Origin of the sequence: Cellulomonas soli (genome assembly GCF_052036975.1) — a bacterium.
Taxonomy (GTDB): domain Bacteria; phylum Actinomycetota; class Actinomycetes; order Actinomycetales; family Cellulomonadaceae; genus Cellulomonas; species Cellulomonas soli_A.
This window is the reverse complement of the sequence record NZ_JBQIAR010000017.1, coordinates 17,909-38,290: the sequence shown is the minus strand read 5'-3', so window position 1 is coordinate 38,290 and position 20,382 is coordinate 17,909. Positions and strand designations below refer to the sequence as shown.

The 20,382-nt window shown below is 74.5% G+C and carries 15 protein-coding genes; 12 read left to right on the top strand and 3 right to left on the bottom strand.

The annotated features are described in order from the left end of the window. Nucleotides 1-17: 17 nt before the first annotated feature. From ACTHAM_RS15675 to ACTHAM_RS15665, 3 genes are read right to left on the bottom strand one after another with little or no spacing between them, the layout of a single operon-like run. A complete protein-coding gene (locus ACTHAM_RS15675) occupies nucleotides 18-785 on the bottom strand; it encodes a maleylpyruvate isomerase N-terminal domain-containing protein (RefSeq protein ID WP_440689126.1) in 768 nt (255 codons plus the stop codon). A 24-nt stretch (nucleotides 786-809) separates the two neighbouring features. Beyond that, entirely contained in the window at nucleotides 810-2,051 is a 1,242-nt protein-coding gene (metX, locus tag ACTHAM_RS15670) for a homoserine O-acetyltransferase MetX (RefSeq protein ID WP_440689124.1), read from the bottom strand. 10 nt (nucleotides 2,052-2,061) lie between these two features. Beyond that, entirely contained in the window at nucleotides 2,062-3,381 is a 1,320-nt protein-coding gene (locus ACTHAM_RS15665; protein WP_440689122.1) for a bifunctional o-acetylhomoserine/o-acetylserine sulfhydrylase, read from the bottom strand. A gap of 490 nt (nucleotides 3,382-3,871) precedes the next feature. Here ACTHAM_RS15665 and ACTHAM_RS15660 point away from each other — a divergent pair, with 490 nt between their 5' ends. From ACTHAM_RS15660 to ACTHAM_RS15605, 12 genes are all read left to right on the top strand, one after another. After that, nucleotides 3,872-4,261: a hypothetical protein gene (locus ACTHAM_RS15660; protein WP_440689120.1), complete on the top strand. Its 390-nt coding sequence runs from the start codon at nucleotides 3,872-3,874 to the stop codon at nucleotides 4,259-4,261. Between the two features lie 10 nt (nucleotides 4,262-4,271). Next, on the top strand, nucleotides 4,272-5,150 hold the full coding sequence (locus ACTHAM_RS15655; protein ID WP_440689118.1) for a lytic murein transglycosylase: 879 nt from the start codon (nucleotides 4,272-4,274) through the stop codon (nucleotides 5,148-5,150). Next, nucleotides 5,147-6,865 (top strand): protein kinase domain-containing protein, encoded by a 1,719-nt coding sequence (locus tag ACTHAM_RS15650; RefSeq protein WP_440689116.1) that lies wholly within the window; start codon nucleotides 5,147-5,149, stop codon nucleotides 6,863-6,865. Before ACTHAM_RS15655 ends, ACTHAM_RS15650 begins: the two co-directional genes overlap by 4 nt. A 157-nt stretch (nucleotides 6,866-7,022) precedes the next feature. Beyond that, a complete protein-coding gene (pstC, locus tag ACTHAM_RS15645; RefSeq protein ID WP_440689114.1) occupies nucleotides 7,023-8,030 on the top strand; it encodes a phosphate ABC transporter permease subunit PstC in 1,008 nt (335 codons plus the stop codon). Continuing rightward, a complete protein-coding gene (pstA, locus tag ACTHAM_RS15640; protein WP_440689112.1) occupies nucleotides 8,030-9,181 on the top strand; it encodes a phosphate ABC transporter permease PstA in 1,152 nt (383 codons plus the stop codon). Before pstC ends, pstA begins: the two co-directional genes overlap by 1 nt. A 23-nt stretch (nucleotides 9,182-9,204) precedes the next feature. After that, complete coding sequence (locus ACTHAM_RS15635) at nucleotides 9,205-11,094, top strand: substrate-binding domain-containing protein (protein WP_440689110.1); 1,890 nt, start codon at nucleotides 9,205-9,207, stop codon at nucleotides 11,092-11,094. Then, nucleotides 11,091-13,703, top strand: coding sequence for a hypothetical protein (locus tag ACTHAM_RS15630; RefSeq protein WP_440689108.1), 2,613 nt, complete (start codon nucleotides 11,091-11,093; stop codon nucleotides 13,701-13,703). Before ACTHAM_RS15635 ends, ACTHAM_RS15630 begins: the two co-directional genes overlap by 4 nt. 137 nt (nucleotides 13,704-13,840) lie before the next feature. After that, complete coding sequence (locus tag ACTHAM_RS15625; RefSeq protein ID WP_440689106.1) at nucleotides 13,841-14,713, top strand: sortase; 873 nt, start codon at nucleotides 13,841-13,843, stop codon at nucleotides 14,711-14,713. A gap of 142 nt (nucleotides 14,714-14,855) precedes the next feature. Next, nucleotides 14,856-15,836 carry a substrate-binding domain-containing protein gene (locus ACTHAM_RS15620; RefSeq protein WP_440689104.1) on the top strand — a complete coding sequence of 327 codons (981 nt, stop codon included), beginning with the start codon at nucleotides 14,856-14,858 and terminating at the stop codon, nucleotides 15,834-15,836. A 53-nt stretch (nucleotides 15,837-15,889) separates the two neighbouring features. Further along, nucleotides 15,890-17,521 carry an Ig-like domain-containing protein gene (locus tag ACTHAM_RS15615; protein WP_440689102.1) on the top strand — a complete coding sequence of 544 codons (1,632 nt, stop codon included), beginning with the start codon at nucleotides 15,890-15,892 and terminating at the stop codon, nucleotides 17,519-17,521. A gap of 158 nt (nucleotides 17,522-17,679) precedes the next feature. Beyond that, entirely contained in the window at nucleotides 17,680-18,801 is a 1,122-nt protein-coding gene (locus ACTHAM_RS15610; protein ID WP_440689100.1) for a COG1470 family protein, read from the top strand. A gap of 116 nt (nucleotides 18,802-18,917) precedes the next feature. Beyond that, nucleotides 18,918-20,273, top strand: coding sequence for an Ig-like domain-containing protein (locus ACTHAM_RS15605; protein WP_440689098.1), 1,356 nt, complete (start codon nucleotides 18,918-18,920; stop codon nucleotides 20,271-20,273). Nucleotides 20,274-20,382 lie beyond the last annotated feature (109 nt).

Sequence of the window (20,382 nt, the reverse complement as noted above, 5' to 3'; positions counted from 1 at the left end):
CCTAGGACGTGCGCTGCTCAGAGCACGGGCAGCATGCGCCCCAGGTCGGGCACGGCGTCCGAGGCGAACCGGGCCTGCAGCGCCCCGGTGAGCGCGTCGACGTCGTACGGGGTGCGGCCGGCGGCCAGGCGCACCCAGGCGCGGGCGTCGACGATCTCCAGGTCCCAGCCGCCGCGCGCCACGACGATCCGCAGCAGGGCCTGCGCGACCAGGTCCAGCGCCTCGGGGTCGACCGGGTCCTCGTCGGCGATCAGCCGGGTGCGCCCGCGGGCGGCGGCCACGGAGCGGGCCAGGTCGTCGGCGTGCACCGTCAGCTCGATGACCCGCGAGACGGTCATGGTGCTCAGCAGCACGGGGCCGCGCCGGGCCTGCACGACACGGTCGACCGGGCCGAGCTCGTCGAGCCGCGCGAACGCGGCCTGCATCCGGGCGTCGACACCGCCGAGCGGGTCGTCGGCGATCTCGACGGCCATCTCGCGCGTGACCTTGGTGATCTCGTCGGCACGCCCCGGGTAGGTGCCCAGGTACTCGGCGAGGCTGAGCGGCACGGTCCCGGCGGGCAGCGGCTCGCACACCGCGAGCGCGTCCATGGCGCGGCCCACGTGCGCGACCAGCTCGGCGATGCTCCAGCCGGGCAGCACGGAGGCGGACGTCCCGGAGCCGTCGGCCACGACGGCTCCGATCCACGGGCGCAGCCGGTCCCACTGGCTGTGCAGGGCGTGCCGGGCGGCGGCCAGCTCGGCGGACGCCGGTCCGGTGGGGGAAGGCAGGGACGAGGTGGTCATGGGCCCATCGTGCCCGAGGGCCTCTCAGATCGCGTGCGTCCGCAGGAAGTCCGAGACGATGGCCCCCACCTGGTCCTCCTCGATGAGGAACCCGTCGTGGCCGAACTGCGACCGGATGGTCCGTACGGGTCCAGCGCCGGGGATGCCCGCGGCGATCCGCTGGGACTGCTCCGGGGGGAACAGCCGGTCGGAGTCGACGGCGACGACCAGAGCGCGCGCGGTGATCTGCGCGAGGGCCGCCTCGACCCCGCCGCGGTCGCGGCCCAGGTCGTGCGTGATCATGGTGCGGGTCAGGGCCACGTAGGTGTTCGCGTCGAACCGGCGGCTGAGCTTGTCGCCGTGGTGGTCCAGGTAGGACTGCACGGCGAACCGGCCGCCCTCGAGGGGGTCCTCGGCCCCCTGCGGGATCCGGCCGAAGCGTTCGTCCAGCTCACGGGCCGAGCGGTACGTCTGGTGCGCGATCTGGCGGGCCAGGCCGAGGCCGACGTGCGGTCCCTCGCCGTCGGGGGCGTCGTAGTAGTTGCCGTCGCGGTAGCGCGGGTCGGCGGCGATGGCCGCGAGCTGGGTGTGGAACCCGGCGATCTGGTCGCCGGAGGTCTGCGCCGTGGTGGCGATCGCGGCGAGGGTGCGCACGCGGGTGGGGGCGCTGACGCCCCACTCGAGCACGCGCAGGCCGCCCAGCGACGCGCCGACGACCAGGGCCCACTCGTCGATGCCGAGCAGGTCGGCCAGGCGGATCTCGGCGGCGACCTGGTCGCGCACCGTCAGCAGCGGGAACCGGCCGCCCCACGGGAGCCCGTCGGGGGCGGTCGAGGCGGGGCCGGTGGAACCCTGGCAGCCACCGAGCACGTTGGGGGCGACCACGAAGTAGCGGTCGGTGTCGATGGGTGCGCCGGGCCCGACCATCGACTGCCACCAGCCGGCCGTGGGGTGGCCGGGCCCGGCCTCACCGGTCACGTGCGAGTCGCCGGTGAGGGCGTGCAGGACCAGCACCGCGTTGCTGCCGTCCTCGGCCAGCGTGCCCCACGTCTCGTACGCCAGGCGCACCGCTGGCAGCCGACCACCCGACTCGAGCGCGAAGGGGCCGAGGTCGGCGAACTGGCGGCGGCCGACGGGGTCGCCGTCGCGCCAGGCCGCGCTGGCCGGGACCGCGGGGCGGTCACCGAGAGGGGCACGGCTGGCGAGCGTGCGCGCACGCGCCGGGACCGCCGTCCGGGTGGGGACGGCGATCGCCGGCGCGTGCGGGCGGTGCGGCTGCGTGGGCACGGGTGCGGCCTCAGGCGCCCTTGGCGGCCCGGAAGCCCGCGTCGAGGTCGGCCAGGATGTCGTCGATGTGCTCGATGCCGACAGCCAGGCGCACCAGGCCGGGCGTGACGCCGGACAGTGCCTGCTCCTCGGGCGTGAGCTGGCTGTGCGTCGTGGAGGCCGGGTGGATGACCAGCGAGCGCACGTCCCCGATGTTCGCCACGTTGGAGTGCAGCTCGAGCGCGGAGACGAACGCCTGACCGGCCGCGGAACCGCCCTCGATCTCGAACGCGAGCACCGCGCCGGCACCGCGCGGGGCGTACTTGAGCTGGTTGGCGTGCCAGGGGCTGGACTCCAGGCCGGCGTAGTGCACGCCGAGCACGTCGTCGCGGGCCTCGAGCCACTCGGCGACCTTCTGCGCGTTCTGCACGTGCCGCTCGACCCGCAGGGACAGCGTCTCGATGCCCTGCGAGATGAGGAACGCGTTGAACGGGCTGATCGCCGCGCCGAGGTCGCGCAGCAGCTGCACGCGGGCCTTGAGGATGAACGACAGGTTGGCGCCGAACGCACCGCCCACACCGAGGTCGCGGGCGAACACCAGGCCGTTGTACGACGGGTCGGGGGTGTTGTAGTTCGGGAAGCGCTCGGGGTTCTGCGCGTAGTCGAACGTGCCGCCGTCGACGATGACGCCGCCGATGGCCGAGCCGTGCCCGCCGAGGTACTTGGTCGCCGAGTGCACGACGACGTCGGCGCCCCAGGCCAGCGGGTTGATCAGGTAGGGCGTGGCGACCGTGTTGTCGACCACGAGCGGCACCCCGTACTCGTGCGCGACGGCGGCCACGGACTCGATGTCCAGCACGTCGGACTTCGGGTTCGGGATGGTCTCGGCGTAGAAGAGCTTGGTGTTCGGGCGGATCGCGTCCTTCCACGCCTGCGGGTCGTGCGGGTCGCTGACGAACGTGGTCTCGATGCCGAGCTTGGGCAGCGTGTGGTGCAGCAGGTTGTACGTGCCGCCGTACAGCGACGGGCTGGCCACGACGTGGTCGCCGGCCTCGGCGATGTTGAGGATCGCGAACGTCTCGGCGGCCTGCCCGGAGGCGACGAGCAGCGCGCCGACGCCGCCCTCGAGCGAGGCGATGCGGTTCTCGACGACCTCCTGCGTGGGGTTGCCGATGCGCGTGTAGATCGGGCCGAGCTCCTTGAGCGCGAACCGGTCGGCGGCCTGCTGGGCGGTGTCGAAGACGTACGACGTGGTCTGGTAGATCGGCAGCGAGCGGGCGCCCGTCGTCGGGTCGGGCTGCTGACCGGCGTGGATCTGGCGGGTCTCGAAGTTCCAGCTCTCGTTGCTCACGGGTGCTCCTCGGTGCGGTGGTTCACGGTGGCTCGGTCCCGGTGCGCGTGCGGCGCCGGGTGGTGCGGGTCGTGGACCGTGTGAGCTCGGCAGGCGTCGTCCGCTCGTGGTCCGGGGGATGGGCGCACGGGACGTGTCAGGGCTCTACCGGGGAGGGCGACCGAGGATGGTCGGGCACCTGCCGCCGGGCACAGCCGAGCGTGCGCTGGGTCAGCGACACATTCGGCGGCAGGACATGTCGGTGAGGTTACGGGGACGTCGGGGGGTGCGGACAGAGGCGTCCCGCATGATGAGACGGGCGTCTCATTCGTGGCTGAGCGGCAGCTGGGCGTCCGCCATGTGCCGGCGCAAACGGGTGAAACTGCCGCACAACACCCCGCCGTTCGTCCTCCGGACGCCTGGGCGTCGCCCCCGCCGAGCGGCACTGCGCTGGAGTACGCCGCGGAGCGCGCCACCAGGGCGTGCCGGCGAGGAGAGGGCGGGGTGCGCGGTGGCGCCCGTGTTCCAGCTGTACCGCTTCCACGACGAACAGCTCGTGTGGTGGCGGCTCATGAGCGCCAACGGCCGCGGGCTCGCCCGCGGACCCGCCGGCTACCCGGACGCAGTCGGTGCGCAGGTCGGCGTCCAGACCGTGCTCGCACAGCTCGACCGGCTCGAGACGGTCCTGCGCCTCACCCCGACCTACCGCTGGTGGTGGGCGCTGCACCTCGACGGGACACCCGTCGTGGAGAGCATCGGCGACAAGGACAGGCGGGTGCGCTGCGAGCACGCGGCCGCGAAGTTCGTGGAGCTGGCTGCCTCGGCGCACGTCGACCCCGTGCCCTGCACGTTCCGTCGGATGCACGGAGCCGCGCGGCTCGTCGGCGGGACCGTCCGATGACAGGCCACCGATGAGCGGCCTCGACGGTGGACTGAGGGTCGCCGCGGCCGGGGTGGTCCTCGCCGGCAGTGCGGTCCTGTCGGTGCTCGCCGTGAGCTGGACGGGCACCGCGCCGTGGGCTCCGTCCGCCGAGCCGCCGCCCGGCGTGCCGGTCGTCGCCGCCCCCGACACCGAGACCACCGGCGACCTCGGAGCCGCACGAGCCACCGGCACGGCACCTCCCGGCACGCCGGGTGCGCTGCCCGCACCGGGCGCCGGCCCCACGGGCACGGCCACACCCGTCGCAGACGGCACGGCCGGTCGGATCAGCCCGCGCGCCTCCGCCCCGGTCGCCGCCGCGGCGTGGGTCGCACGAGTGGCCACGTCGACCTCCATCCCGTCGGTGGCGCTGCAGGCCTACGCGGACGCGACCCTGGCGACGCAGACGGAACACCCCGGCTGCCACCTGGGCTGGAGCACGCTCGCCGCGATCGGTGCCGTCGAGTCGGGCCACGGCACGCACGGGGGCACCACGCTGCGCCCGGACGGGCGACCCGAGACCGCGGTCGTCGGACCGCCCCTGGACGGCACGCGGGCGATCACCGCGAGCGCCGCAGGCACCGCCTGGCACGGGGACCCCGACTGGGAGCACGCCGTCGGACCCATGCAGTTCCTGCCGGGCACGTGGGCGCGGTGGGGTGCCGACGCCGACGGCGACGGGACCGCCGACCCGCACGACGTCCAGGACGCCGCGCTCGCCGCGGCACGGTACCTGTGCGCAGGCGGGCGCGACCTGGCCACCGCGGACGGCTGGTGGTCCGCCGCGCTGTCGTACAACCGCGACGACAGCTACGCCGCGCACGTGCTCGAGCTCGCCGACGCGTACGCCGACGCCGCCGCGAGGCCGTGAGCGCAGCCACGCGCGAGCCCGACGGGGCCGACGAGGCCGCCGGGTCGACCCTCGTCGGCCGGACCGTCCTGGGCCGGTACCGGCTCGGCCGACCGATCGGCGCCGGAGGCACGGCCGACGTGCACGTCGCCGACGACCTGCGCCTCGGCACGACCGTGGCCGTCAAGGTCCACCGCGACCCCGCCCCGGGCGGTCCCGGCGCGGACCCGACCTCGCCGCTGCGACGCGTCGCGCACCTGCGGCACCCCCACGTGGTCGAGGTGACCGACCTGGGCGTCGACCTCGACGGGCGGGTCTGCGTGGTCATGCAGCTCGTGGACGGCTGCACCGTCGACGCCCTGCTGGCGGACGCCCGACCGCTCCCCGTCGCCCACGCCCTCGCGCTCGCCGACGCCGTGCTCGACGGGCTCGAGCACGCGCACGCGCACGGCGTGCTGCACCTCGACCTGTCGCCCGGCAACGTGATGCTGCCCGACGCGGACCCCCGTCGCGCCGTCGTCCTCGACCTCGGCGGCACCACCCCGCGCTCCGCGCAGGCCGACGGGTGGGTCACCGTCAGCCCGTCGTACGCGTCGCCCGAGATCGCGACCGGGGCCGCCGGCGACGCGCGCTCCGACGTGTACGGGGTCGGCTGCCTGCTGCTCCACGCGCTCACCGGGCAGCTCCCGTACCCGTCGGACCACCCCGAGCAGGTGCTCGCCGCGCACGTCCACCGACCCGCCCCGGTGCCCTCCTCGCGCACGCCGGGGCTCCCCGCCGGCATCGACCGGCTCGTCGCCCGAGCGCTGCGCAAGGACCCGCAGGAGCGGTTCGCCTCCGTCGGCGCCATGCGTGCCGCGCTGCGCGAGATCGCCGGCGACCACGGGCCGCCGCTCACCTCGGCTGCGCCCTTACCTCGACACGGCGAGCGCCCTGCCGTCGAGCCCGGTCCGACCCGGACCCGGCCGCTGCGCACGGTGGACGACCCGCCGGGGGTGCCCACCGGTGCCGTCGTGGCCCCACCGCCACCGGTGCGGCGCTCGCGGCTGCCCGTGCTGCTGACCGTGGTCGTGCTGGCGGGGCTCGCCGTCGGCGGCGCGGTCGCGACCGGCGCGGGCGGGGACCTGCCAGGTGGGGCACCGGTGGCCCTCGGCGCGCTGCCGACCCCGACGACCGCGCCGCCGTCCTCCGCGCCGTCCGTGCCACCGGCCGCGTCGGCGACCCCGTCCTCGTCCGCCGTCGTGATCCCGGTGCTCGACGGTGCGGACGTCGACCGGGCGCGTGCGATCCTCGCCGACGCGCAGCTCACCAGCGGTGACGTGCTGCTGCTCGACGGCCCCGGACCCGCCCGGACCGTGCTGCGCAGCGAACCCCCGGCAGGCACGCAGGTCGGGGTCGGTGCGGTGGTGGGCATGGTCGTCGCGAGCGGGATGACGGCCGTCCCGGACGTCGTCGGGCTGCCGTGGGTCCGGGCGCGCGAGCTGCTGGTCGGGGCCGGGCTCGGGCCGGTCGAGCCGGCAGGGTCGGCGCCCGACACCGTCGTGCGGCGCACCGAGCCGGCGGCCGGCACCCGCATGCCCGTCGGCGGGTCGGTGGCCTGGTCCGCCGCACCGCCCGTGACCGCCGCCCCGAGCCCGTCGAGCGTGCCGAGCCCGTCGAACGTCGTGCCGACGCCTGACACGAGTGCCGGGCCCACGCCCACGGCGACGCCCGGCACGGGGCCGGGGGCGCCATGACGGCGACGGTCCGGGCCGGACATACCGGGCGCCCGGGCGCGTTCGTCCCTCGTTCACCGGCCCGGGGCCTCCCGGTCATCGCCGCTCGCTTGTATCGGCCCCGAGAGGTCACGGGACGCACCGCGGACCGAGGCCGGCACCAGGAGGGGGAGTCCGCGTGAGCACGTCCGTGCCCGTCCGTCAGGGCGGTGCCGCCGTCCCGCGGCGGCTGTCGCGGCGGACCTCCGGCTCCGACCGGGTGTTCGTCCTCGGGGCACGCGGGGTCGGTGCGACCGTGCTCGCGATCACGGGAGGCATCGGCCTCTTCCTCGCCCTGCAGTCGGTGCCCACGTTGCGCCGCTACGGGTGGTCGTTCTTCACCGAGTCCCAGTGGGCGCCCGAGAGCGACACGCTCGGCATCAGCGCCGTGCTGCTCGGCACCGTGACCGTCGCCGGCGTCGCGATGGTGTTCGCCGTACCGCTCGCGCTGTGCACGGCGCTCTACATCAGCGAGTACGCACCGACCCGGCTGCGGGCGGCGTGCGTCTCCCTGGTCGACCTCATGGCCGCCGTGCCCAGCATCATCTACGGTCTGTGGGGCTTCTTCCTGATCCAGCCGCTGGCCGCCCCGCTCGCCCGGTGGCTGCACACGTACCTGGGGTGGATCCCGCTCTTCCACGTCGAGACGGATCCGCGCGCAGCGGTCTGGGAGCAGACCCGGTACACCGCCTCGGCGTTCGTCGCGGGCATCGCCGTGGCGATGATGGTGCTGCCGATGGCGTCGTCCGTGATGCGCGAGGTGTTCTCGCAGGCGCCGCCGGGGGAGCGCGAAGGCGCGCTCGCGCTGGGCGCCACACGGCTCGGCGTCATCCGGTCGGTCGTGCTGCCGTTCGGGCGCGGCGGCATCATCGGCGGCACCATGCTCGGGCTGGGGCGGGCGCTCGGCGAGACCATCGCGGTCGTCCTCATCGTCTCGCCCGCCTTCGACCTCAAGGTGCGTCCGCTCGAGATCGGCACCAACACGGTGTCCGCGCTCATCGCCGGCCGGTTCGGCGAGGCGACCGACGCCCAGCTGTCGGCCCTGCTGACCGCCGGCCTCGTCCTGTTCCTGCTCACGCTGCTCGTGAACACCCTCGCCTCGACCGTCGTGGCACGCAGCCGCTCGGGTGCGGGGACGGACATCTGATGACGACCACCGTGATCGCCGAACCGGCCGCCCCTGGCACGACCGTCGTGGTCTCCGGAGCGCGCACCCGGAGCACCACGGTGCGTCGTGACGCCGCGGTCCGACAGCCGCGCCCGCAGGGACGGCGGCACTCCGGTGCACCCGTGCAGGACGCGCTCGTCGTCGCCGGCTCGCTGGCCGCCGCGGCCGCGCTCGCGTGGGTGCTCTGCTTCCGGCTCCTGCCGTGGGGGAACCCGCTCGCCTACGCGGTGGTGGCGTTCGCGCTGTTCCTCGCGATCGTGGCCGTGGCCACCTCGGCGACCGCCGACGGGCCGCTCGTCGCGGACCGCCTGGTGGCCGCCGTCGTCACCGGCGGGGCGGCACTCGTGGGCGTGGCGTTGACCTCCACGGTCGTCTTCACGTTCGCGCGTGGCCTCGGGGCGCTGAGGCACGCCTCCATGTTCCTGGACGACATGACCGGGGTCGGGCCCCGGGACGCGCTGTCGACCGGCGGCGTCGGGCACGCCATCGTCGGCTCGCTGATCCAGATCGGTCTCGCGGTCGCGTTCGCGGTGCCCCTCGGCCTGGGGACCGCGGTGTTCATGACCGAGGTCGGCGGGCGGTTCTCGCGCGTCGTGCGCACCGTCGTCGAGGCGATGACCGCGCTGCCGTCGATCGTCGCCGGCCTGTTCGTCTACACCGTGGTCATCGTCGGCCTCGGGGTCCCACGCTCGGGTCTGGCCGCATCGGCCGCGCTGTTCGTGATGATCCTGCCGATCATCGCGCGGGCCGCCGACGTGGTGCTGCGCGTCGTGCCGTCCGGGCTGCGCGAGGCGAGCCTCGCCCTCGGGGCGCCCAGGTGGCGCACCGTCTGGCACGTCGTGCTGCCCACCGCCCGACCGGGCCTGGCGACCGCCCTGATCCTCGGCGTCGCGCGCGGCATCGGCGAGACGTCCCCCGTGCTGCTGACCTCGGGGGCGGCGTCGTTCCTCGTGCTGAACCCCACCGACGGGGTCATGAACTCGCTGCCGCTGTTCATCTACTCCACGGTGCGCAGCGGTGAGAACACCTACATCGAACGTGGCTTCGCCGCCGCGTCGATCCTGCTGATCCTCGTGCTCGTGCTGTTCGTCGTCGCGCGGCTCGTCGCGCGCCGGCCGGCCGGGCGCTGAACCCGACCCGTCCTGGAGGACCGATGACACACCCGCGCACCGGGAGCCCCCGGGGACGGTCGCCGCGCCAGAGGCTCGCGGCGTGGTCCGCCGGCGTCGCGGCGGCGCTCGTGGCCGCTCTCGGCCTGCTGGTCGCGCTGCCGACCGACGCGTACGCGGCGTACGGGCAGATCGAGGGCTCCGGGTCGACGTGGAGCCAGGTCATCGTCGACCAGTGGATCGCCGACGTGTCGGCGAGCGGCATGGCCGTGACGTACAACGGCGGCGGCTCGTCCCAGGGGCGCAAGAACTTCGCGGCGAACGTCACCGACTTCGGCATCACGGAGATCCCCTACCAGGGCACCGACGAGTACGGGAACGCCGACACCGCCGGGTCACGCGAGTTCTCCTACCTGCCGATCGTGGCCGGAGGGACGGCGTTCACCTACCACCTCGAGGTCGGCGGGCAGCTGGTCAAGGACATCCGGCTGTCCGGGGAGACGCTCGCCAAGATCTTCACGAACGTCATCACGAGCTGGGCCGACCCGGCCATCAAGGCCGACAACAACGGGCGCGTGCTGCCGGACACCCCGATCTACCCGGTGGTCCGCTCCGACGGCTCGGGCACCACGGCGCAGTTCACGACCTGGTTGGACAAGGCCCAGCCCGATCTGTGGCGCGCGTACTTCGGCCGGGCGGGCCTCACGTCGTACTACCCGAAGCCCAGCGGTTCCCGGATGATCGCCGCCGCAGGGTCCGACCAGGTCATGAACACGGTCGCCGCCACGTCGGGCAACGGCACGATCGCCTACGTCGAGTACTCGTACCCGATCAACAAGGGCTACCCCGTGGTCAAGGTGCTCAACAGCGCCGGCTACTACGTCGAGCCGACGCAGTACGCGGTCGCGGTCGCGCTGACGCGGGCGCGGATCAACACCGACCCCACCTCGCAGGCCTACCTGACGCAGATCCTGGACGACGTCTACACGAACCCGGACCCGCGTGCGTACCCGCTGTCGTCGTACTCGTACATGCTGCTGCCGACCGGCAAGAGCGACTCGCGCATGACGACCAACAAGCGGCAGACCCTGGTCGACTTCATGTTCTACTCGCTGTGCGAAGGGCAGGGGAAGGCCGGCGCGTTCGGCTACTCGCCCCTGCCGCTCAACCTCGTGCAGGCGGGCTTCGAGCAGGTCGCCAAGCTCGGTGCCGCCGACCCCGGTGTGGACATCGCGAACCGCGACGCCACGCGGTGCAACAACCCGACGTTCGTCGCCGGGGACCTCAGTCGCAACAAGCTGGCCGAGGTGGCCGCCCAGCCGGCGGCCTGCGACCAGCAGGGGCAGGGTCCGTGCCTCGGCGAGGGCCAGGTCGTCGACACGTCGGGCGGCGCCGGTGCAGGTGGCGGCGCCGCCGCAGGAGGGACCGCATCCGCAGGCGGGGCTACGTCCGGGGGCGGGGCGGCCGCTGCGGGGGGCGGCGCCGCGGCAGGTGCCGACACCACCGCGATCGACCCGGCGACCGGCCTTCCCGTCGGGAACGCGGTGGATGCCGCGACCGGGTCGGTGACCGGCGCGGTCGCCACCACGGTCGCCGCCCGTCCGGTGGGCAGCAGCGTGGCGTTCGGAGCGCTGGCGGGAGCGGAGCTCCTGGCGGTGGCGCTGGTACCGGGGCTGTTCGCCGTGCGGCGTCGGGCCGTCACGGCGCGGACGGCTGCGGGTGCCGCGCCCGGACCTTCCTCGCGGGGCGCAGCCGGTCTGATGGGCGCCCCGCTCCGGGCCACTCCCTCGGTGAACGGCACCCGGACCGAGCCTGCCTCGGCCCCACCGGGCCGGTCGCCGTCCGACGAGGGCTTCGGTGCGCGCCCCGTCGAGCACCCCGGTGCGCACCCGCTGGGCCGACCGGGGGCCGGGATGCACGGGACCGGGCGATGAGCGGGCGACCGTCGCGCGCAGAGCCCAGGACGGCCCGACGCCGGGCGCCGAGGGTCGTGCTCGTCCTCACGCTCCTCGGGCTCTTGGGCCTGGGTGCCGCAGCCGGCCGTCCCACGCCGGCGGCGGCGGCGGAACCGGGCGCGGAAGCGGGTTGGACCGCGACCCGCACGCTCACGCGGGAGCACGTCGCCGCCGACGGCACCCCGGAGCCGGTCGACAGCCGCACGGTGACGGTCTCGGTCGACCGCACGCAGAACCTGCGCGGGCGCGAGCGTGTCCACGTGACCTGGTCGGGAGCACGCCCGTCCGCCGGGCGCACCGTCAGCCCGTACGGCTTCGACGGCGCCAACCAGGAGTACCCCGTGGTGATCCTGCAGTGCCGCGGGCTCGACGACCCGACGCTTCCGGCCGCGCAGCAGATCGCACCGGAGACCTGCTGGACGACGACGTACATGCAGCGCGTCGCCCAGGCGGCACCCTCGGCCGCGGTGTGGCGCCACGACCGGTACGCCACCGAGGCCGAGCGGGGCGACCAGGGCACCGCGACCGACTGGCCGGAGGCGTGCGAGAAGCTCCTGCCGTCGATGCTCTCGCAGCGGCTCGTACCGTTCCGCGCCGCCAACGGGACGGTCTACCCGGCGTGCAACAACAGCAGCATCCCGCCCGAGTCCTCCGTGGACGCGGCGCTGCCGGCCGCCGAGCTGGCGGGGTTCACCCGCCTCGACGGCACCGGGGAGGCGAACGTCGAGATCCGTACCGCGACGGAGAACGAGTCGCTGGGCTGCTCCTCGGACGTGCCCTGCTCGCTCGTGGTGATCCCGATCATGGGTATCAGCTGCCTGGACGCCGACGCGGCGTGCCGTGGTGACGGGTCGTTCGCGGAGGGCTCGTCCAACTTCGACAACCTCGGCGCGGACGACGCGGTGTCGGCGCGGTACTGGTGGTCGGCGTCGAACTGGCGTGACCGCTTCGCGGTGCCACTGACGTTCGCCCTGCCGCCGGATGCCTGCGACGTCCTCGACGACCGGGCACCGGTCGACATGTACGGGTCCGAGCTGCTCAACCAGGCGTCCCTGCAGTGGGCCCCCGCCTACTGCCTGCGGGCCGACCGCTTCAAGTTCCGGCACAACCGCATGTCCGAGGCCTCGGCGCTGCGTCTGCTCGGCTCCGGGGGCGCCGTCGCGGCGTTCGTGTCCGAACCCGCCGCCACGACCAGCGTGCCGCTCGGCTACGCACCCGTCGCGGTCACCGGCTTCGCGATTGCCTACGTGACCGATCTGCCGGGCAACGCGGGAGAGGCGAAGGAGCTGAGGCTCACACCGCGCCTGCTCGCCAAGCTGCTCACGCAGTCGTACCCGGCGTCATCGTCCGGCCGGGCGCACCCCGGCATGTCCGACAACCCCCTGTCGCTCAACACCGACCCGGAGTTCGTCGAGCTGAACCCCGGCCTGTCGGACATCGCCGAGGAGGCCCGGGCCACCGTGCTGTCGTTGTCCGAGGCATCCGACGTGATGACGGCGCTGACGTCGTACATCGCGGCGGACGCCGAGGCGATGGCGTTCGTGCACGGGCAGCCGGACCCCTGGGGCATGGTCGTCAACCCGTCCTACCAGGACGTGGAGCTGCCGCGCGCCGAGTGGCCCATGCTCGACACGTTCGTCCGGGACATCAAGCGCGAGTGCGAGCAGCTCAACCCGTCGCCGTACCTCGGCCTGGTGGCCGCCCCGGTGAGCCGGCTCAGCACCATCGCCGGCGCGGTGCTCGACGCGTGGCCGAACGTGCAGACCCAGTGCACGCGCTCGACGACCAGCGACCCGTGGAAGTTCGGCCGCATCGCGCGGCAGGGCTACGGCGCCCGGTTCATGCTCGGGCTGGTCTCCCTGGGCGACGCGGAGCGCTACGGGCTGCGAACCGCAGGTCTGCGGACGGCCGGCTCCGGTGCGGGTGCCACGTTCGTCACGGCGTCGCAGGAGTCGATGGCGAAGGCCCTGACCGCGGCCGACCAGACGGCGCCCGGCGCGCCGTTCGTGCTCGACCGCACTGCCCTGCCGGCCGACGCGTACCCGGGGACGATGGTGGTGCACGCCGCCGCACGTCTGAGCGGGCTCGACACGGCCGACGCGATGCACGTGGCCCAGTTCGTGCGGACCGCCACGACCGAGGGCCAGGAGTCGGGCAGCGGCAACGGGCAGCTGCCCGACGGGTACCTGCCTCTCGCCTCGACGGGTGTGACGGCCCCGCTGTACGCCTCGGCGCAGGCGGTCGCCGACGCGATCGAGGCGCAGGACCCCGACTCCCTGAAGCCGGCGCCGGTACCGGCGGCGGCTCCCGTCGCACTGCCCGTCCCGTCGACCGTGAGGACCTCGCCACGGTCGGCAGCCGTGGACGCCCCACCTCTCGCGGCGGAGCCGGCGGGGCCGGTGGCCGTCGAAGGTCTACCTGCCGACGAGAAGCAGACCGGGCAGTCCACGACGGCCTCGGGCACCACCCTGGCCGAGGAGTCGGACGTCGCGGACCGCGCGCTGCCCGCGGCGTTGTCGCTCGCGCTCGGGGGTGCGGTCGGTGCGCCGCTGCTGCGCCGGTTCACGACGCGGCGGAGGCCGGTGTGAGCGTCGTCGAGCTCGATCCGCAGGCGAGCGCGCCCGCCCCGGAGGCCGTCGCGCCGGGAGGCGTCGCCGCGGGGCCCCGCCGGCCCCGCCGACCCCGCCGACGGGAGCACCCGACGTCGGCCGGTCGACGTCGGCAGGTGACCCCGCGGCCTCCGCGGCCGCCGCGATCGCAGGAGCCGGCCGCCTCGCTGGTCGCCACCACGGCCCTGCTCGTCGTGGCCGCGCTCGCCGCGTGGGCGCTCGTGCAGGTGCTCGTGCTGGGCAGCCTCGTGCAGGCGCGGTCCCAGCAGGTGCTCTACGCCCAGCTGCGCGAGCAGCTGGCGTCGCAGACCGCCCCGACGGGCGGTGCGATCGAACCCGGTGCCCCCGTCGCCGTGCTCAGCGTCCCGACCCTCGGGCTGCAGCAGGTCGTCGTCGAGGGCACCGCGTCGGGCGATCTGCAGGCGGGGCCGGGCCACCGGCGGGACACGGTCCTGCCGGGCCAGGCGGGCGTCTCGCTGGTGCTGGGGCGGGCGACCGCGTTCGGGGGACCGTTCCGGCACGTACCGCACCTGCGCGAGGGCGACGGCATCGAGGTGACGACCGGCCAGGGCGAGTTCGTCTACCGGGTCGACGGCGTTCGCCACGACGGCGACGCGCTGCCGACACCGCTCGAGGACGGCGGGTCGCGGCTCACGCTCGTGACCGTCGAGGGGTCGGGGATGCTCGGCGCGATCTCCGGGTACGAGACGGTCTACGTGGACGCCACCCTCGTGGGTGACGCCGTCCAGGGGCCGGCGGGTCGGCCCGGTGCGGTACCCCCGGCGGAGGGTGTGCTCGCGGTCGACGTCGGTGCGCTGCCCGTCCTGGTGCTCGCGGTGCAGGCGCTGCTCCTGGCCGTGGCCGCGACGCTGCTGCTGCGGCACAGGCTCCCGGCGCGCGCGGCCTGGGTGCTCGGGGCCCCGCTGCTGCTCGCGGCGGCGTGGTGGGCGACCGAGATCGCCGCACGGCTGCTGCCGAACCTCGTCTGACGTCGCGCGGGCACGTCCCCATGCCACGGCCGGGACGTCCTTCGTTCACCGTCCGGGACCCGGGGGTTCGCCCGGTCTGCGAACAGTGTGCAGTGAGCCGGGATCGGCCGGCCGACCGCACACACGAAGGGCACCATCCCTCATGAAGCGCACGAAGGTCTCGCTCCTCCTCACCGTCGCCCTCGCCGGCGTGCTCGCCGCGACCGTCGCGGGTCCCGCGTCGGCTGACCCGACCCCGCAGCCCAAGGACGTCGTGGGCGTCGGCTCGGACACGACCGAGTACGCCGTCAACTTCCTCGCCGACGGCGTCCGGGTCGGCAGCCTGTACTCGCCCGGCTACAACGCCTCGGCCGGGGCCCGGCTGGTCTCGTTCAACGCGACGGGCAGCACCCCGGTCGTCCTGAAGTCGGGCACCACCGCGGTGACGCGGCCGAACGGCTCCGGCGCAGGCAAGGCCACCCTGTTCGGCGCCGGCGCCAACTCCAACGTGAACTTCGCGCGCTCGTCGTCGTCGCTGTCGGCCGCCGAGGTGTCCGCGGGGCTCTGGCAGGTGCCGTTCGCCCTCGACGGCCTCAAGCTCGCGACGGCGACCACCTCGAACGCACCCGCGTCGATCACCGCGGCCCAGCTCGTCGGCATCTACAACGGCTCGATCAGCAACTGGAACCAGATCGGCGGCGCCTCCGGCGCCATCGTGCCGATGATCCCGCAGACCGGTTCGGGTACCCGCACGGTCTTCCTGGCCCAGCTGCAGGCGGCCAACGGTGGCGTGGCCGTGACCCTCGCCTCGACCGTCGTCGAGGTCCAGGAGCACGACGCGGCCCCCATCGCCGCGAACGCCAACGCGGTCGCCCCGTTCTCCACGGGCCGCGCCAAGACCGCCACGGGCATCAAGCTCGAGGGCGGCTGGAGCTACACCCGCGCGCTCTACAACGTGGTGCGGTCGGCCGACCTGTCCTCGGTGTGGTTCACGCAGGTCTTCGGCGCGGACGGCTTCGTCTGCTCCGGTTCCGGTCAGGCGCTCATCGAGGCGGCCGGGTTCGACCAGCTCTCCGTGCCGGCCGACGGCGGCGTCTGCGGCGTCCCGACGCAGGCGGCGACGACCAACCTCACCGTCAACTGACCTGCCCCCTGATCGCCCTCGCTGATCTCATCGACCATCGGAAAGGCCTTCCCATGACTCGCACCAGGACGCTCGCCGGCGTGCTCGCCGGTGTCGTCGTCGCCACGACCGCGTTCGCGGCCCTTGCGACACCTGCCTCCGCGAACGACGAGGGGCCGGACGTCCCCGGCCAGATCTTCCTGTTCGCCAACACCGGGGGCTTCACCAACCCGGCCAACACGACGCCGGTGACGAGCGGGACGGGCACGGTCCGCCCGTTCCAGTCGCTCGCCGTCGACAAGCTGTGCCCGGCGGCCACCGACGCCGTGCAGGCGGCGATCCGCATCCCGCAGGCCGGCGTGCCCGAGAACGACTGGGAGCAGGTGCCGATCACGGCGGCGACCCAGGCCAAGGACGCCGAGGGTCGCTTCTACACGGCTCGCGGCGACTACCTGACGAAGCCGCAGGCGATGACGTACATCGCCTCGCAGCCCGGCAAGACCGGCACCATGCCGCTGATCCTCATGTGCCGCAACTACGACGGGCTCGGGGTCGGCGTCATCCGCACCACGATCACCATGACGGGTGACGCGACGAACCTGACCTGGTCGGTCCCGTCGCCCACCATGCCGCGGGTGGCGAGCACGTCGACGCTCGCGGTCTCCCAGACGTCCGTCGAGCAGGGCACCGAGGTGACGCTCACCGCCACCGTGGCCCCCTCGGCGGCGACGGGCACGGTGGAGTTCTTCGCCGGGTCCTCCTCGCTGGGCACCGGCACGGTGACGGGCGGCACGGCCGCGCTGACCACGGCCGCGCTGCCCGTCGGCTCGGCCCAGGTCACCGCCGTCTACTCGGGTGACTCCACCTACGAGCCGTCGACGGCGGCCGCGGTCACCGTCGAGGTCTCGGCGGTCGCGCCGCGGTCCACGACCACGACGCTGACCGTGGACCCCGTCACGGGGGCCGCCTACCAGTCGGTGGCGCTGACCGCTGCGGTCGCGTCGGCGGCGGGTGCACCGACCGGCACGGTCACGTTCAGCGACAACGGCACGACCCTCGGCACCGTCCCGGTCACCGCGGGTGTGGCCCCCGTCTTCACCACGAACGTCCTGGGTGCCGGTACGCACTCGCTCGTCGCCGCGTTCACGGGTACCGCCCCGTACACGAGCTCGACCTCGGCGGCGGTGAGCGCCGAGTACACGCTCGCGGGCGCGGTGCACGAGCAGACGGTCACGGTGGACATCCCGGTCGGTTCCATCACGCTGACCACGCCGTACACGCCGTCGTCGCCGCTCGCGCTGGGCACCGCGGTGCTCGACCCGGTCGACTCGACGTACGCCGCGTCGGCGGAGTTCCGCGACATCGTCGTGACCGACACGCGTGCGGGGAACCTCGGCTGGACGGCCTCGGTCGTGTCGAGCCCGTTCGTCGCGGCGAGCGGTGACTCGTTCGACGGCCGCTACGCGGGCCTGACCGGCCTGGTGGCCACGCAGGTGCCGGGCAACGCGCTGTCGGCGGCGGACGTCGTCCTCACCGACAACGCCCCGTACACGGTCGGTCTCGCCGCACCGAAGGTGTTCGCCAGCTACCCGTCGGCGCGGTCGCTCGGCACGGCCCACCTGGCCGGCGTGCTCGGCGTCGACCAGGTGCCGTCGTCGGTGGCGCCGGGCCTGTACACGGCGACGGTGACGCTCACCGCCGTCTGACGGTCGTCCATCAGGTGGGGCAGGGGTGCCGACGTGCGCCCTTGCCCCACCTGCGTGCTCGGCGGTCGTCCCTCGTTCGCCGTCCGTTCCCTGCCCGCACACCCCGGTTCGTCACGCTTCGGGTGAACCGTCCCGACTCGTCCGCAGGAGCCTCGCCGATGACCGCCCTCGTGCGCCGCTGCGCAGCCCTCGTGCTCGTCCTCCTCGCGGCAGCCGGGCTCGCGGCCCCGGCGTCGGCCGCCGACCCCGACCCGTCGGCAGGCTCCGACCTGGTGTCGTTCGGCATCGCACCGGCGGGCCCGGAGCGACCCGACGACCGGCCCTACGTGGCGCTCACGGCCCCGGCCGGCTCCGTGGTCTACGAGCACGTGGCGCTCCTCAACCAGGGGCCGGAGCCGGTCACGCTCGACGTGTACGGCGCGGACGTCGTCATGGCCGACGGCGGCGGGCTCTCGGTCCGCGCCGCGTCCGACACCGACACCGACGCCGGGGCCTGGGTGTCCGTCGACGCTCCCGGGCCGGTGGAGGTCCCCGCGCAGGACGCGGACGGCTACGGCTGGACGATCGTGCCGCTCACCGTCACCGTGCCGCAGGACGCCGAGCCCGGCGACCACGTGGCAGGCCTCGTCGCCTCGCTCGTCACGGTCGCGGGCGGTGCCGGCGAGAGCCCCGGGCTCCAGCTCGAGCAGCGCGTCGCGGCGCGCATCTACGTCGAGGTGCAGGGCGAGGTGGCCCCGGGTCTCGCCGTGGAGGACGTCCGCGCCGACTGGGTGCCCTCGGGGTTCCTGGGTGCCGGCGAGACGACCGTCACGTGGACGGTCCGGAACACCGGCAACGTCCGGCTCGCCGTCGAGTCCTCCGCCGTCGTGGCCGGACCGTTCGGGGTGCGCGCGCGCCACGCGGACGGTGCTCGGGTCGAGGAGCTGCTGCCGGGCGGCTCGGCCCGCCTGACGGCGACGGTCGACGACGTCCTCGCCCTCGGCCGGCAGGACGTCACGGTCACGGCGCACGCGCTCGCACCGGCCACTGGTCGTGACCCGGGCCTGGACCCGGTCGTGGTCACGAGTCACGTGTGGGCGGTGCCGTGGGGCCCGCTGGCCGCGCTCGGCGTCCTTGTCCTGCTCCTCGTCCTCGCGCTCCGTCGCCGCCGCAGGCGGCCCGTCGGGCGGCGGGCCCGGCCGTCGGGCCGCGGCAGTCGCCCGGCTCGCCGGGGCGGCGACCGGGGCCGCGTCCCGGAGCCCGGCGCGGTCGACGACGTCCCCGTGCACGTCGGCGGCTGAGCCCGCGTGCGTCGTCCCTCGGTCGCCTCCCCGGCACACCTCGTTCACCCGTGCTCGCCATCCTCGGCGGGTACGCGCCCGGCCCACCACCCGCACACCGTGAAGGGAAATCTGTGATGCGTCACACCCAGCTCCTGGCCACCTCGGCCGTCGGCGCGCTCCTGCTCGGCGCCTTGACCGTGGTCACCGCGGTCCCCGCCTCTGCCCTGGACGAGGGCCCGGACCTGCCGGGCAGCATCTACTTCCTGGCGAACGCCGGTGGTCTCGACGCGAACACGCAGGCGGACGTCATCACCAGCGGCACGACGCTCGACCGGCCGTTCCAGTCGCTCGCCGTGTCGGCGACGTGCCCCGCGGGTTCAGCCTCCCTGCAGCCGATGATCCGGATCCCGCAGGCGGGCCAGCCGGAGGACGAGTGGCTCGAGGTGCCGATCGCGGCGAACATGAACCACGTCGACTCCCAGGGCCGGTACTACACCGAACGCGGTGACCGCCTGACCAAGCCGGACGCGATGAGCTACATCGCGACGCAGGCCGGCAAGACCGGCACGATCCCGCTGATCGCGGTGTGCCGCGACGACATGGGTCTGGGCGTCGGCAAGTTCCGCACCACGCTCACGCTCACCGGCGACAGCACGAACCTGACCTGGTCGGTGCCGGCACCGGAGCCGCTCGGCTCTGGCGTCACGCAGACGACGACGGCGCTCACGGGCGCCGTGCAGGGTGCCGACCTGGTGCTGCAGGCGAGCGTGGCGCCGGCGGCGGCGGCCGGGACCGTCGCGTTCTCGGAGGGCGGCACGAGCCTGGGCTCCGCGCCGGTGAGCGGCGGAGCCGCTCAGGTCACCGTGCCGGCTCCGGCGTCGGGGTCGCACACCTACACGGCGACCTTCACGCCCACGGACGCCGCCTCGTACGGCACCTCGACGACGACCTACGCGGTGACCGTCGCGCTCGACGCGGCCACGGGGCAGCTGGTGCTGAACGTCCCGGCCGCACCGGTCGGTGACGGGGCGCTGACGTTCACCGTGCCGTTCGCGCAGGCGGTCGCCCTGGCCGGCACGCGCGCCACCGACAACTCGCGCGTGGTCGCCACGGCCGCGTTCCCGACCGTCACGGTCACCGACACCCGGCGTGACGGTCTGCTGAGCGGCTGGGAGGTCAACGCGCAGGCGTCCGACTTCTCCGGGGCGGCGGGCACCGTGGGTGCGAAGTACCTCGGCTGGACGCCGGCGCTCCCGCAGAGCCTGCCCGACGCCGGCAGCCCGTTGCAGGCGCAGGCCGGGTCGTCGGTGGCGTCCTCGCTCGACGAGTCCCAGAGCGCCGGCCTGTCGGCCAGCGCCCTGCTGGGGCGGACGGCGACACCGGGTCGTGGCACCACGACGCTGGACGCCGCGCTGCTGCTGGCGATCCCGGGTGCCACCGCCGAGGGTTCGTACACCTCGACCGTCACGGTGACGCTCGTCGCCGAGTGACGTCGTCCCCGGACCGACGGGTGCCGGGCGCCGCCCTGGCGCCCGTCGGTCTCGCGGGGCCCGTGCGCGACGCCGGGCGTCGCCCTCCCGTCCGCACCTCGCACCAGGA

Excerpts from the sequence above, each read along its gene's own strand:
- ACTHAM_RS15635 (WP_440689110.1), top strand. The coding sequence starts at position 9,205 with ATGACACACCCGCGCACCGGGAGCCCCCGGGGACGGTCGCCGCGCCAG.
- ACTHAM_RS15615 (WP_440689102.1), top strand. The coding sequence starts at position 15,890 with ATGACTCGCACCAGGACGCTCGCCGGCGTGCTCGCCGGTGTCGTCGTC.
- ACTHAM_RS15605 (WP_440689098.1), top strand. The coding sequence starts at position 18,918 with ATGCGTCACACCCAGCTCCTGGCCACCTCGGCCGTCGGCGCGCTCCTG.
- ACTHAM_RS15610 (WP_440689100.1), top strand. The coding sequence starts at position 17,680 with ATGACCGCCCTCGTGCGCCGCTGCGCAGCCCTCGTGCTCGTCCTCCTC.
- ACTHAM_RS15655 (WP_440689118.1), top strand. The coding sequence starts at position 4,272 with ATGAGCGGCCTCGACGGTGGACTGAGGGTCGCCGCGGCCGGGGTGGTC.
- pstA (WP_440689112.1), top strand. The coding sequence starts at position 8,030 with ATGACGACCACCGTGATCGCCGAACCGGCCGCCCCTGGCACGACCGTC.
- ACTHAM_RS15630 (WP_440689108.1), top strand. The coding sequence starts at position 11,091 with ATGAGCGGGCGACCGTCGCGCGCAGAGCCCAGGACGGCCCGACGCCGG.
- ACTHAM_RS15620 (WP_440689104.1), top strand. The coding sequence starts at position 14,856 with ATGAAGCGCACGAAGGTCTCGCTCCTCCTCACCGTCGCCCTCGCCGGC.
- ACTHAM_RS15675 (WP_440689126.1), bottom strand. The coding sequence starts at position 785 with ATGACCACCTCGTCCCTGCCTTCCCCCACCGGACCGGCGTCCGCCGAG.